The sequence below is a fragment of the Methylibium sp. Pch-M genome, assembly GCF_004136295.1.
In the GTDB taxonomy this organism is placed as follows: domain Bacteria; phylum Pseudomonadota; class Gammaproteobacteria; order Burkholderiales; family Burkholderiaceae_C; genus Methylibium; species Methylibium petroleiphilum.
Genome location: NZ_CP029606.1, coordinates 3,251,895 through 3,264,820 on the forward strand (window position 1 = coordinate 3,251,895; position 12,926 = coordinate 3,264,820).

13 protein-coding genes, 1 other RNA gene and 1 riboswitch are annotated in these 12,926 nt (G+C 73.0%); of the genes, 5 read left to right on the top strand and 9 right to left on the bottom strand.

Annotation, left to right across the window (positions count from 1 at the left end; all coding sequences use genetic code 11):
• Positions 1 to 20: 20 nt before the first annotated feature.
• From cobT to C1M51_RS15685, 7 genes are read right to left on the bottom strand one after another with little or no spacing between them, the layout of a single operon-like run.
• On the bottom strand, positions 21 to 1,064 hold the full coding sequence (cobT, locus tag C1M51_RS15655) for a nicotinate-nucleotide--dimethylbenzimidazole phosphoribosyltransferase (RefSeq protein WP_129451241.1): 1,044 nt from the start codon (positions 1,062 to 1,064) through the stop codon (positions 21 to 23).
• A 1-nt stretch (position 1,065) separates the two neighbouring features.
• Entirely contained in the window at positions 1,066 to 2,592 is a 1,527-nt protein-coding gene (locus C1M51_RS15660; RefSeq protein ID WP_129451243.1) for a cobyric acid synthase, read from the bottom strand.
• 4 nt (positions 2,593 to 2,596) lie between these two features.
• Positions 2,597 to 3,427 carry an ABC transporter ATP-binding protein gene (locus C1M51_RS15665; protein WP_129451245.1) on the bottom strand — a complete coding sequence of 277 codons (831 nt, stop codon included), beginning with the start codon at positions 3,425 to 3,427 and terminating at the stop codon, positions 2,597 to 2,599.
• A complete protein-coding gene (locus C1M51_RS15670) occupies positions 3,424 to 4,434 on the bottom strand; it encodes an iron ABC transporter permease (RefSeq protein WP_129451247.1) in 1,011 nt (336 codons plus the stop codon). Before C1M51_RS15670 ends, C1M51_RS15665 begins: the two co-directional genes overlap by 4 nt.
• Positions 4,431 to 5,333 (bottom strand): ABC transporter substrate-binding protein, encoded by a 903-nt coding sequence (locus C1M51_RS15675; protein ID WP_129452229.1) that lies wholly within the window; start codon positions 5,331 to 5,333, stop codon positions 4,431 to 4,433. The genes C1M51_RS15670 and C1M51_RS15675 overlap by 4 nt, the downstream gene beginning before the upstream one ends.
• Positions 5,334 to 5,344: 11 nt before the next feature.
• A complete protein-coding gene (locus tag C1M51_RS15680; RefSeq protein ID WP_129451249.1) occupies positions 5,345 to 5,938 on the bottom strand; it encodes a bifunctional adenosylcobinamide kinase/adenosylcobinamide-phosphate guanylyltransferase in 594 nt (197 codons plus the stop codon).
• 10 nt (positions 5,939 to 5,948) lie between these two features.
• The gene (locus tag C1M51_RS15685; protein WP_129451251.1) at positions 5,949 to 7,949 is read right to left on the bottom strand and encodes a TonB-dependent receptor; all 2,001 of its coding nucleotides are present in this window, start codon (positions 7,947 to 7,949) and stop codon (positions 5,949 to 5,951) included.
• A gap of 69 nt (positions 7,950 to 8,018) precedes the next feature.
• Positions 8,019 to 8,266, bottom strand: a riboswitch (cobalamin riboswitch).
• 48 nt (positions 8,267 to 8,314) lie between these two features.
• Here C1M51_RS15685 and C1M51_RS15690 point away from each other — a divergent pair.
• From C1M51_RS15690 to C1M51_RS15710, 5 genes are all read left to right on the top strand, one after another.
• The gene (locus C1M51_RS15690; protein WP_129451253.1) at positions 8,315 to 8,551 is read left to right on the top strand and encodes a DUF904 domain-containing protein; all 237 of its coding nucleotides are present in this window, start codon (positions 8,315 to 8,317) and stop codon (positions 8,549 to 8,551) included.
• A complete protein-coding gene (locus C1M51_RS15695) occupies positions 8,548 to 8,874 on the top strand; it encodes a cell division protein ZapA (RefSeq protein ID WP_129451255.1) in 327 nt (108 codons plus the stop codon). The genes C1M51_RS15690 and C1M51_RS15695 overlap by 4 nt, the downstream gene beginning before the upstream one ends.
• Positions 8,875 to 8,911: 37 nt before the next feature.
• Positions 8,912 to 9,093: non-coding RNA, 6S RNA (ssrS, locus tag C1M51_RS15700), on the top strand.
• Positions 9,094 to 9,126: 33 nt separating this feature from the next.
• Positions 9,127 to 9,591 carry an EVE domain-containing protein gene (locus C1M51_RS15705; protein ID WP_129451257.1) on the top strand — a complete coding sequence of 155 codons (465 nt, stop codon included), beginning with the start codon at positions 9,127 to 9,129 and terminating at the stop codon, positions 9,589 to 9,591.
• On the top strand, positions 9,591 to 10,403 hold the full coding sequence (locus C1M51_RS15710) for a sulfite exporter TauE/SafE family protein (RefSeq protein ID WP_129451259.1): 813 nt from the start codon (positions 9,591 to 9,593) through the stop codon (positions 10,401 to 10,403). Before C1M51_RS15705 ends, C1M51_RS15710 begins: the two co-directional genes overlap by 1 nt.
• A gap of 15 nt (positions 10,404 to 10,418) precedes the next feature.
• Here the strand turns inward: C1M51_RS15710 and C1M51_RS15715 are convergent, their stop codons facing one another.
• Positions 10,419 to 11,390, bottom strand: a complete 972-nt coding sequence (locus C1M51_RS15715; protein WP_129451261.1) for a sensor domain-containing diguanylate cyclase — start codon at positions 11,388 to 11,390, stop codon at positions 10,419 to 10,421.
• A gap of 77 nt (positions 11,391 to 11,467) precedes the next feature.
• The gene (locus C1M51_RS15720) at positions 11,468 to 12,748 is read right to left on the bottom strand and encodes a type IV pili methyl-accepting chemotaxis transducer N-terminal domain-containing protein (protein WP_129451263.1); all 1,281 of its coding nucleotides are present in this window, start codon (positions 12,746 to 12,748) and stop codon (positions 11,468 to 11,470) included.
• Positions 12,749 to 12,926 lie beyond the last annotated feature (178 nt).

The following is a 12,926-nucleotide window of genomic DNA, read 5'->3' on the forward strand; positions in this document are numbered from 1 at the left end:
GGGTCGGTCCGCCAAGCCCCTCAGCCCTCGCGCCCGCTGACCCCGGCGCTGTCGAACGACGCCATGCCATTGAGCAGCGCCAGTGCACCGACCACCAGCGGCCAGGCCAGCGCCGCGCCCGAGCCTTCGCCGAGTCGCAGGTCCAGCGCCAGCAACGGCCGCGCGCCCAGGTGCGCCAGCGCAAGGGCGTGGCCGGCCTCGTCGGAGCAGTGCGCGAACACGCAGGCACCCAGCACCGCGGGCTGCAGCGCGTGCGCGACCAGCAGCGCGGCGGTGACGATGAAGCCGTCGACGACGATCATCCGCCGCTCGTGCGCGGCCTGCAGCATCGCGCCGGCCAGCGCGGCGATCTCGAAGCCGCCGAAAGCCGCCAGGGCTTCGAGCGGCGCAGTGGCGCCCGCATGGCGCCGAGCCACCTGATCCAGCACCGCCAGCTTGCGGGCCAGTCCCGCATCGTCGAGACCGGTGCCGCGGCCCACGCAGGCAGCCAGCGGCGCGCCGGTGAAGCGCGCCGTCAGCAGCGCCGCGGCCGAGGTGTTGCCGATGCCCATCTCGCCCAGCACCAGCGCATTGCCCGGCACCGTACGCACGACGTCGCGGCCGAGCTCCAGCGCCTTCACGCACTGTGCCGCGCTCATCGCCGGGCCCAGCGACGCATCGGCGGTGCCGCCCGGCGCGACCGGTCGCACGACCAGCCCCGGCCGCGCCGCCCGCGCGCCGCGCACGCCGGCGTCCACCACCGTCAGCGGCAGGCCGTGCAGGCGCGCCAGCACGCTGATGGCGGCGCCGCCGGCGAGGAAGTTCTCGACCATCTGCGCGGTCACGTCGCTCGGGTAGGCCGACACGCCGCGCGCCGCGAGGCCGTGGTCGGCCGCGAACACCAGCGCCTGCGGCGCGTCGAGCCGAGGGTCCACGCGGCCCTGCAGCAGGCCGGCCTGCAGCATCAGCGCCTCCAGCTGGCCCAGCGCGCCGAGCGGCTTGGTCAGGTGGTCGATGCGCTGCCGCAGGCGAGCGGTGAGCGCTGCGTCAGCGCGGGGCGCGACGGCGGGCGGTGTCCAGTCCATCTCAGTCCTTCCCGGGTTCGGGCTCGGCCAGCAGTTGCATCAGCGCGCCCGGCTCGAAATGCCGGTCGATGAATTCGGCCAGCCCGTCGAACACCGCCTCGAGGCCGCGCACGCGCGCCCCGAACAGCGCGCGCAGCACCTCGGTCGATTCGAACAGGCCGTGCGCGTAGAGGCCCAGCACGCTGCCCTGCTGCCAGCCGATGGCCTCGCCCTCGGCATTGCGCAGCGCCACCGCCGCCGCCGGCAGCGCCGGGTGCTGCACGCTGCGGCCGTGGCGGATCTCGTAGCCGCCGAACTGCACGCCGCGCAGCATGCTCCATTCGTCGCCCACGCCGTCGAAGCGGGCCTCGGTGCGGCGCAGCAGCTTGTCGGGCTCGAAGGCCGTGACCAGCGGCAGCAGGCCCAGGCCCGGCGCATTGCCCTCGCCGTGCACGCCCTCCACGCCGTGCGGGTCGACCAGCGCCTCGCCCAGCATCTGCAGGCCGCCGCACAACCCCAGCACCGGGCGGCGCGCGGCGGCATGGCGGGCCAGCGCCGCGTCGATGCGCTGCTCGCGCAGCCAGGCCAGGTCGCCGCTGGTGTGCTTGGAGCCGGGCAGCACGATCCAGTCGGCGCCCGCCAGCTCCTCCGCGCTGCGCGCCCAGCGCAGCTGCACGCCGCGCAGCTGGCGCAGCGGCTGGAACTCGTCGAGATTGCTGATGCGCGGGTAGGCCACGACGGCGATGCGCAGGCTGGCCGCGGCCTCGCCGGCGCCGCGCTGCCAGCCAGGGCCCTCGTCGTGCAGGCCATCTTCCTCGGGCAATCCGTGGCCGCGCCACATCGGCAGCACCGCGAGGGTCGGCACGCCGGTCAGCGCCAGCAGCTGCTGCGGCCCCGGCTCGAGCAGCCGCGCGTCGCCGCGGAAGCGGTTCAGCACATAGCCCCGCAGCAGCGCGCGCTCCGCGGCCGGCAGCAACTGGTGCGTGCCGTAGAGGTGGGCGAACGCGCCGCCGCGGTCGATGTCGCTCACCAGCAGGCAGGCCGCCTGCGCCGCCTGCGCGGTGCGCATGTTGACGTAGTCGCTGGCGTGCAGGTTGATCTCGGCCGGCGAGCCGGCGCCCTCGATCACCACCACGTCGTTCTCGGCTCTCAGCGACAGCAGAGCGTCGTGCGCGAACGGCCACAGCCGCTCGCTGCGCTCGCGCCACGGCACGGCCGCCAGGTCGGCGCGCACCTCGCCGAGCACGACGACCTGGCTGCCGGTGTCGTTCTCGGGCTTCAGCAGCACCGGGTTCATGCGCACGTCGGGTTGCACCCTGGCGGCCAGCGCCTGGAAGTACTGCGCGCTGCCGATCTCGCCGAGCCGGCCACCGATCCCCGGCACGACACGCGCGTTGTTGCTCATGTTCTGCGCCTTGAAGGGCGCGACCTTCAGGCCCTGGCGCGCATACCAGCGGCACAGCGCCGTCGCCAGCCAGCTCTTGCCGGCCCCGCTGGTGGTGCCGAGCACCATGACGGCCCGCGCGGTCGATCGTGTGCGTCCGTTCATCGTCTCAGGGCGCCGTGTCGGCGGGCAGGTGGGGCACGGTGATGTAGCGCTGCACGCCGCCGGGGCTCGGCAGCGGCTCGATGCACAGCGCGCCGTCGAACACGTGGACCAGCGCGCGGTGCAGCGCCGGATCGTCGTGCGCGCCCTCTGCGCACAGGCGCCCGGCCTGCAGCACCACCAGCCGGTCGGCCTGCAGCGCCAGCGGCAGGTCGTGCAGCACGCTGACCACCGTGCGGCTGCGCGCCAGCCGGCGCAGCAGCCGGACCAGCGCCACCTGGTGCGGCGGGTCGAGGTGGGTGGTCGGCTCGTCGAGCAGCAGCACCGGCGCGCGCACCGCCAGCGCGCGCGCCAGCAGCACGCGCTGGCGCTCGCCGCCCGACAGTTCGTGCAGGCGCGCGTGCTGCCACGCCGTGCATTCGGTGGCGGCCATGGCCTCGTCGACGATGGCCTCGTCGGCCGGGCCCGGCAGCGCGAACAGGCCGAGCTGCGGCAGGCGGCCGAGTTGCACCGTCTCACGCACCGTGAGGTCGCCGCTGGTGTCGCCCTGCTGCGCCAGCCAGGCGATGCGCCGTGCGCGCTCGCGTGCCGGCCATTCGGCCAGCCGCCGCTGCTGCAGCCACACGCTGCCGCGCGCCGGCTTCAGCAGCCCGGCCAGCGTGCGCAGCAGCGTGGACTTGCCGGCCCCATTGGGCCCGACGATGGCGGTCCAGCCCGGCGCCAGGCTCAGCGACAGGTCGTGCAGCACCGGGTGGTCGCCCAGCGCGACCTGCAGGCCGTCGGCACGCAGGGTCGGGCCCGACCCGCCCGCCTCGCGCGGCGCGACCGGCGCGGTCATGCCATCCCCCGGCGGTGCAGCAGCCACAGCAGGTAGCCACCGCCGAGCACCGCGGTCAGCACGCCGACCGGCAGCTCCTGCGGCGCGATCAGGCTGCGTGCCAGCACGTCGGCCGCGAGCAGCAGGCAGCCGCCCGCGGCGGCGCTGGCGACCAGCGTGAAGCTTTGCGTCGCCGGCACGAATCGCCGCACCAGGTGCGGCGACACCAACCCGACGAAGGCCACCAGTCCGGCCTGCGACACTGCGAGTCCGGTCGCCAGCGCCAGCACCGTCACCAGCACCATGCGCAGCGTCGGCAGCGCGAGGCCCAGGCTCACGGCACTGTCGACGCCGAGCGTCAGCGCGTCCAGCACGCGCGCCAGCCGCCACGCCAGCGGCAGCGTCAGCGCCAGGCCGACGCCCAGCAGGCCGACGCTGGTCCAGCCCAGGAAGCCGGTGCTGCCGAGCATGAAGGCCTGCTTGCCGCGCAGGGCCTCGGGCGCCGCCATCGTCGCCAGGTCACCGAAGGCGCCGAGCACCACGCCCACCACCACGCCGGCCAACAGCAGCCGCACCGTGTGCTGGGCGCCTCGCGACAGCAGCAGCGTCAGCAGCACCCCGCCCAGCGCACCGGCGAAGGCGGCCAGCACCAGGCCGGCGCGCGCCAGCAGGTCGGCCGCCGCGAGGCTGACGCCGTGGCCGGCAAGCGCGCTGCCGGCCAGCACCAGCACCACGCACAGCGAGGCCCCGGAGGCCGAGCCGAGCAGGTAGGGATCAGCCAGCGGATTGCGGAACAGGCCCTGCGCCACCGCACCGGCCAGGCCAAGCAGCGCGCCGACCAGCCACGCACCGAGCGTGCGCGGTGCGCGGATCTCGCCGACGATCAGGCCGGCATCCGGGCCCCACAGCGACGTGACCGACCAGCCCTCGCTGCCAGCCATCAGGCCGGCGACGAACAGCAGCGCGCTCAGCACCGCCAGCCCGATCGCAAGATGGCGGCGACGCGAGACGAGTTCGGCGTGCGTCATCGGCTCCCCGCGCCCGGCTTCGCACTTGCGGCCGACACCGGCAAAGCGGCCAGGCAGTCGGCCAGCAACAACGCCGCTTCTCCCATGCGCGGGCCGGGACGCACCAGCACGTCGTACGGAGCGCTCGGAAAGCCGCAGGTCTGCCGCCGCTGCAGCGCCTGCAACGCGGCCCAGCCCGGACGTCCGGGCATCTCGGCCAGGTTGCGCTGCAGCGCCATCACGATGTCGGGCTGCGCACGCAGCACGTACTCCGGGTTGAGGCGTGGAAACGGCCCCAGCGCCGGCGGCACGATGTTGCCGAGCCCGAGCCGCAGCAGCGTCTCGCCGATGAAGGAGCCGCTGCCCGCGGCATAGGGCGTGGCGTCGACCTCGAAATAGACGCGCCGGCCGCGCAGCGTGGCCGGCACCCGCGCGGCGGCGGCGGCCAGCTGCTGCTCGATGGTCGACCACACGGGCCCGGCGGCGGTGGGCGTGCCGAGCAGCCGCGCCACGGCGTGCAGCGCGCGCTGCACGCCGGCATGGTCGCGCGCCTCCAGCACCACCAGCTTGAGGCCCAGCACCTCCAGCCGCTCGATCACGCGGTCGGAGAGGGCGAGCAGCACCACGTCGGGCTTCAGCGCGACGATGGCCTCGATCTGCGCGTCTTCCAGCCCGCCCAGCTTGGGCAGCGTGCCCACGCTGGTCGGCCAGTTGGAAAAGCGGTCGGTGCCGACCAGCCGCGCGCAGCCGCCGAGCGCACACACGCTCTCGGTCAGCGAGGGCAGCAGCGTGACGATGCGCTGCGGCGGCACCGCCAGCGTCAGCGTCACGCCGCGGTCGTCGCGCAGCTCGATGGGCGCCGCCGCAGCGACGTGCAGGCCCAGCGCCCCCAGCAGAGAGAGGACGCAGCACCGCAGCATCGAAGACAGGCTCACGGATCCGCCCGCCTCACCGGCAGCTCGATGCCGGCGACCAACAGCGTGACCCGAGCGCACTGCGCCGCCACCGCCTGGTGCAGGCGACCGAGGTCGTCGACGAAGCGGCGCGCCTCGGCACCCAGTGGCGCCAGGCCGAGGCCGATCTCGTTGGACACCAGCACCACCGGCCCGTGCGCCGATCGCAGCGCCTCGCACAGGTCGGCGACGTGGCGGTCGAGTTCGGCGTCGGTCACGGCCGCGCCCTGCATCGGCATGCGCAGGTTGGTGAGCCACAGGCTCAGGCAATCGACCAGCACCATCCGATCCGGCTCGCCGTGGCGCCTCACGGCAGCGGCCAGCTCGCGCGGCACCTCGTCGGTCGCGAGATCGGGCACACGCTCGGCGCGGTCGTGTCGGTGGCGGGCAATGCGCGAGCGCATCTCGTCGTCGCCCGCCAGCGCGGTGGCCAGCAGCACGGCCGAACGGCCGGGCCGCGCCAGCCAGTCGGCCGCGCGCGACTCGGCGCAGCGTGACTTGCCGCTGCGCTGGCCGCCGAGGATCAACTCGACCGTCCCGCTGCCCTTCGGATGACTGCGCCGCTCGCCCATGCCCCTCCCGTCAGAAGCTGACCTTGACCGATGCCGCGACGGTGCGACCCGCCTCCGGGTAGATCGAGGTCGTCTCGCCGCCGGCCGTGCACCCGAAGGCCTGGGTGTAGTACTTGCGGTCCGTCAAGTTGACCACGCCGAGCGCGAACTCCGCCTGCGTCCAGCGGTAGGCGTAGCGCAGGTCGGCGGTGGTGCGACCCGGGATGCTGCAGACGTTGGCGAAGTCCGGGCTCTGCGAGGACACGTAGTTCACGATCGCATCGAGCTTGTGCGCCGGCGCAGGCGTCCAGTCGGCCCGCAGCGACAGCGTGCGCTCGGGCGTCAGCGGCACGTCCTGGCCGTCGTAGGCACCTTCGGTGAAACGGGCCCGGCGCAGCGCGCCGTTGACGCGCAGGTTCAGAGCCTCGGTCAGCGCCTGCGCCAGCTCGAGCTCGACGCCCTGGCGGCGCGTCGGGTCGAAGTTGACGTTGGCGCCGAACGGTCCGAACGGCCCGACGCCGTTCGGGTCGTAGCCGATCTCGTTCTTCAGCGAGCTGCGGTAGACGCGCAGTTCGGCACTGCGGCCGGCGGCACGCCAGCGCACGCCCAGTTCGGTGTCGCGCGAGGTCTGCGGCCGCAGCGGCACGGCCGGATTGGTGAAGCTGAACTCGTCGACGTTGGCGAGGCGGAAGCTGCGGCCGACCCGGCCGTAGACCGCGCTGTTCTCGGACAGCGGCTGCAGCACGCCCAGCTCCCAGGCGCGCTGGCGGTCGTCGACGCGGTCGACCGTGCTGCTGACCGCCTTCTCGATGCGCTCGGTGCGCACGCCGGCGCTCAGGCGGGTGCCGCCGCCCAGCGTGAGGTCGTCCTTCAGGTAGTAGCCGGTCGAGGACTGCTCGCCCACCGAACCGAAGGCGCCCAGCACGGTGCGTTCCCACTCGTTGCGATCCACGCCGAACACCACCGCGTTGACGACGGAGGCGAACTGCGTGCGGTTGCGCACCCGCAGCGAGTAGTTCTTCGCGTCGACGTCGTAGTCGTACGCGAAGGCCCCATTGCGGCTGCGCAGCTCCTTGTCGCGCCATCCGGCGTCGAGGCCGAGTTGCCAGTCGCTGCCGAGATCGGCCTCGGCGAACACGCCACTGCGCGTGTTGCGGATGTCGGCGTGGTCGTTCGGCGCGTTGGTCTGGCTCGGGTCGGCGGCGTACTGCGCCGCCGTCAGCGCGCCGGGCAGCCCGGTGTCGAGGTCGTCGTAGGCATGTCGCAGGCCGACGCGCAGCCAGTCGTTGCGCCATTGGCCGGTGAGCGATGCGCCCTCCGTCTCCGAACGGAAGTTGTCGCGGTGGTTGTCGGTCGTCCGGCGGTTGGCGGCCGCATCCAGCGAGAAGCCACCGGCCTCGAGCGTGGCGTCGGCGCGCAGGTCGCGCAGGCGATCGCTGCCGGCGGCCGCGTACACGCTGGCCCGGTTGCTGCGAGCTGTTCCACGACCCGCCTTGGTGGTGACGATGATCACGCCGCCCGTGGCGCCTTCACCGTACAGCACGGTGCCGCTGCCGCGCAGCACCTCGATGCGCTCGACCGAATTGATCGGGATGCCGGCCAGCCGCGTGCCGCCGAGGTCGCCCTCGTTGATGCGGATGCCGTCGAGGATCACGACCTGGTTGTTGTCGGACGTGGTGCCGAAGCCGCGCAGGTCGAGGGCGTAGTCGCCGCCGCCGTAGAGGTCGAGCCGACCGGGTACGCCGAGCAGCTTCATCACGGCCTCGTTCACCGTGGACACGCCCGAGTCGGCGATGTCCTGGGCGGTCAGCACGCTGACACCGTACGGCAGCGTCGCCGAGTCCTCGACGAAGCGGCTGGCCGTGACCAGCACCGGAGGCAGCTTGCCCGCCTCGGTGACGGGCGCGGATTGCGCGCTCGCGATGCCGCTGGCGAAGCCCAGCAGCGACAGCATCAACAACGGCGCATGCGGCAGCGCCCCGAGGCGAACAGGAATGCGAGGCGCAGTGGCCTCGAAGGGAGTGGCAATCATGGAATGACCAACGATGAAATCGTGCGCGCCAGCTTCCCCGCGGGCGCCCACCTCATGACGCGCCGCTTGCGCAGCACGCCTCCCGTTGGCCGGTATCCGGGCTGGCGGAACGACCCTCGCGACCTTCCCAGAGCCGGAGACTCCAGTGGCATGTGCGCGAGAGCGGAAGCGTGAACGCAGGCGTTCTGGCTTCGTCCGCTGACCGTTGCGGGGGCAGCGCAGGCTGAAGGAGCACCCGGTGGGTCCCCCTCCTCTGCTTCCCGTTTAACTGCGCCGGCGTGAACGCCGGCACGAGCACCAACAGCCCGCAGTGTAAGCGCGGCCCGGGCCGCCCCCTACAATCGTCGCGTGCAGTGAGGAGAGGCATGGCGACGATCGAAGAACTGGCCGAACGCGTGGAGCGGTTGCTGCTGCGGCACCAGGAACTGCAGCGCACGCACGCGCTGACCCTGGAGCAGCTGGCCGGCGTCAATGCCGAACGCGACTCGCTGCGCTCCCGCCTCGCCGCCGCCCGCCAGCGCGTCGAGGCCCTGCTGGATCGCCTGCCGGCCAGCGAACCGGTCGCCGATGCCGGCCCGGAGACCGGAAAGACCGCCGAATGAAGCAGCTCGAAGTCACGATCATGGGCCAGAGCTACATCCTCGGCTGCCCCGACGGCGGCGAACGGGCCCTGCTCGAGGCCGTGGGCAACGTGGACCAGGAGATGTGCGCGATCCGCGACGCCGGCAAGGTGCGCGCGCGCGAACGCATCGCGGTGCTCGCCGCGCTCAACCTCGCCTACCAGCTGGCCGAGCGGCCGCTGGCGGTGCCGACACCGGCGCGCATCGCCGGGCAGGCCGCGCCGGACCCTGCACACGGCATCGACATCGAGGCCCTGATCGGGCGCATCGACGAGACCCTCGGGCGCGACGGTCAATTGCTCTGAAACGCCGGTTCGTCAGCGCCGGCGGCGTACACTGATCTCGTCCGTCGCGTTCGCGGGAGTTTTATATTTCCTTGAACCGATGCTCATATGAGCCCGGGCTTGGAACATTGCGAAGCGGGAGTGATCGTCTCGCGTCAGATGAACCCGAAGCTTCGTTGACCTCGCCCACCTGAACTCCCCTGGGTTCAGGAATGCGACTCCCGGTTCGCGGCGGACACCTTTCCCCGTTGCCCTTCCCGACCTGCTGCCGCCATGGCGTACTGGCTGATGAAGTCCGAGCCCGACGAGTGCTCGATCGACGACCTGGCGCGCGCGCCGGGCCGCACGCTGCCGTGGACCGGCGTGCGCAACTACCAGGCGCGCAACTTCATGCGAGACGATTTCCGCCCCGGCGACGGCGTGCTGTTCTATCACTCGTCGTGCCCGCAGCCGGGCATCGCCGGGCTGGCCGAGGTGGCTTCCGCCGCGCACACCGACGCCACCCAGTTCGACCCGGCGAGCCCCTACCACGACCCGGCCTCGAAGCCCGAGGCACCGCGCTGGTTCGGCGTGGACGTGAAGCTGGTGCGCAAGACGCCGCTGCTGTCGCTGGCCGCGATGCGCGCGGCGCCCTCGCTCGCGACGATGCGCGTGCTGCAGCGGGGCAACCGCCTCTCCATCACGCCCGTCACGACGGCCGAGTGGCGCGCGGTGCTCTCGCTGCTGCCGCCGGCCTGATGCTGCTCGCCTGGCCGCTGGTCGTCGAGCTGCTGCTGCTGGGCGCCGGCGCCGGCTTCCTGGCCGGCCTGCTGGGCGTCGGCGGCGGCATGGTGCTGGTGCCCTTCATCACGCTGCTGCTGACGCTGAAAGGCTTTCCGTCCGATCTGATCGTGAAGGTCGCGATCGCGACCTCGCTCGCGACGATCTGCTTCACTTCGCTGTCTTCGGTGCGAGCCCATCATGCGCGTGGCGCAGTGCGCTGGGACATCGTGCGCCGCCTCGCACCGGGGATCGTGCTGGGCTCGCTGCTGGGAGCGCAGGTCGCGAAGGCGCTGCCCTCGTCGCTGCTGGCCGGACTGTTCGCGCTGTTCGTCGGCTTCTCGGCGACGCAGATGCTGCGCGGCGGCAAGCCCACGCCGGCCCGGCAGCTGCCACCCGCGCCCGGACTGTTCGGCGTCGGCGGCGTGATCGGCGCCGTGTCGGCGCTGGTCGGTGCCGGTGGCGCCTTCATGTCGGTGCCGTTCATGACCTGGTGCAACGTGCCGATCCACAACGCCGTGGCGACCTCGGCCGCGCTGGGCGTGCCGATCGCGCTGGCCGGCACCGCCGGCTACATCGTCGCGGGCTGGAACCTGCATGGGCTGCCACCCGGCACGCTCGGGTTCCTCTACCTGCCGGCGCTGCTGGTGGTGTCGACCGCCAGCGTGATGACGGCACCGCTCGGCGCGCGCGCCGCACACGCGCTCGACGTGCAGCAGTTGCGTCGCGTTTTCGCGCTGCTGCTCTACGCCATCGCCGGCACCATGTTCTGGCGCGCCCTGCAGGGCTGAGCACGCGCCCTGCGGTCAGCCGACCGTGGCCCCGCCGAAGGCGATGCTGGCCAGCGCCACGTGGTTGCCGCCACGCTGCACGGCCTGCGCCAGCGCAGTCTCGGCGGCGTGCAGCAGCCCGGCCTGCGTCTGCGCGGTGTGCGGGAAGCTCGCGAGCCCCATCGACACCGTGAACCGCAGCGCCGCGCCGCCCTTGGGCACGAGCTGCGTTGCGCACTGGCGGCGCATTCCCTCCATGCGGGCATGGGCCGTCGCCAGGCCCATCCCGGACAGCAGCAGCGCGAAGCGCTCGCCCTCGAGACGGCACGGGGCATCCATCGCGCGCGTATTGCTGCGCAGCAGCCGGGCCATCGCCTCGAAGACGCGCTCGCGACCGGCGTCGTCATGGGGCGGGCTGCCGGCGGGTGGCGCATCGACATGGATATAGACGACGGCGAACTCGCGGTGCTCGCGCAGCGACAGGTCGATCTCACGGCGCAACTGGTCATCGAACTGCTCGCGCCGCCCGATGCTGCGCACCGGCTCGCCCGACGCGTTGCGGTTCTCGGCATCGCTGCGCAGCGCCTCGTTGGCGCGCTGCTGCTCCTCGAGCTGGTGCAGCGCCTGCTGCAGCTGGCCGGACAGGCGGGTGCGCTCGCTGCGCTCGACCCACACGCCCAGCAGGGCTCCCCCATCGAGCGGCACGCGCGCACCGAGGAACTCGCGCCGCTCGCCGCCGAACTCGAGGCTGTGTTCGCTGACGCTGGCGCCGGGCCGGGCCAGCGCGGCCTGGTCGGCGGCGCGCAGCGCGCCGGCGGTCGGCGCGGTGAGCAGTTCGGCGTCGGTCCGGCCGCAGGCCTCGGCGGGCACGCCGAGCGCCGCGACCGCCGCCGCGTTGAGGTGTGTGTAGCGACCCGCGGCGTCCTTCGTGTAGACGGGCAGACCGAGCTTTTCAAGCGCCTCGGTGAGGGCCGACGCGGTGGCGGAGGACTCGAAGGGAACGCTCATGGTGCTCGAACCATGATAGCCCTGCACCGCAGGCGCGCCCCCCCAGCTTGAGGGTGTCGAACCCCCTAGGGCCTGCGTCAGCCGATCAGCGTCTGCATGCTGTGCTCGATCTGCCCGGTGAGCTGCTCGAAGCGCTCGAGCAGCGTGTCGCTCGCGTCAGCCAGTTGCTGCCGACCGGCCGGCGTGCCGGCGGCGTCGATGCCGGCGCGCATCCGTGGCCAGGCCTGCGCCGCGGCGGCCAGCGTCGCGCGGATCTCGGGGGTCGACAGCGGCGCGGCCTGCAACGCGGCCAGCGCCTGCTCGGCCTCGAGCGCGGTGCGCTCGGCCGCCTCGCGCGCCAGCGCGGCCATCGGCCCCGGCAGCAGCGTGGCCAGCAGCACCTCCTTGGCCAGCCGCTGGCTCAGCATGCGCTGCCGGCCCGCGAGGTTGATCACGTGCAGGCGCGGCATGCCGCTGGCCTGCTCCAGGGCGGCGGTCAGCGTCTCGGCGGCCTGCAGCAGTGCCTCGGCCAGCGCATCGAGCTTGAGCAGGCGCGCGGCCTGCGGCACTTCGCCGAGCATCGCGTCCAGCGGTTTCCAGGCGCTCAGCACGCCGTCCAGCAGGTCGCCGAAGGTGGGCTTGGACAGCAGGCGGCCCAGCTGGGCCAGGTTGGCCTCCAGGCGCTCGACCGCCTGCGACTGCAGGGTCCGCACGGCGCCGGCCTCGGTCGCATCGCAGGCCAGCTGCAGTGCATAGAGCTTGACCAGTCGTTGCGACAGCATGCGCAGCTGGCCGGAGCGGTTGACCCCGGCAGCATCCTGCGCGGCATCGATGAGCAGCTGGGCTGCCTGACCGACGCGCAGTTGCTGCTGCATCGCGCTCTGGCGCAGCAGCCTGAAGGCCTCGTCTTCCGGGACCTGGCGCGCCAGCATCAGGATGCCCTTGGCCCGGTCGACCAGCTTGCGTTCCTCGTAGCGGTGCCCCAGGTCCTCGAGCGCATCGCGCAACCCTCGCTCGTGGCGGAAGCGCGCCTGCACGAGCTGCAACAACGGCCGCAGCCGTGCTGCGGCGTAGCCCTGCACCACCCAGCCCTGCACGCCGCACTGCAGGGCGCGCTCCATGACCTCGACGCCGGCGTCGCCGCTGAACACGAGCACTGGCAGGGCCTGGGTCGTGCGCAGGATGTCCAGCGCACGGAACAACGGCTCACCCGGGTGCGAAGACCACCCCACCAGCACATCGGGTCCCTGCCGCAGTGCCTCCTGCACCAGCTTGTCGCATGGGCAGGCACCAAGCACGTGAATGCCGGCCGCACGCAGATCGGCCGCCAGCGGTGGCGCACCGTGATCGGGGTCGAGCACAAGGAGAACGGAAGTCACGCGACGACGGGGCCTTTCCAGAGGAGCGGACGCAGGGCGCGACCTGCCGGGGGCGCCAGTATGGAGCAGCCGGCGTGCCGCCAGCCGCCCCCTGGCACGAATGCTGCTCCGCACAACGCGGGCGCAGCGACGCGCCCGGATCGGCGCTCCGCACGCCCGGTCCTGTGCACACCGACGT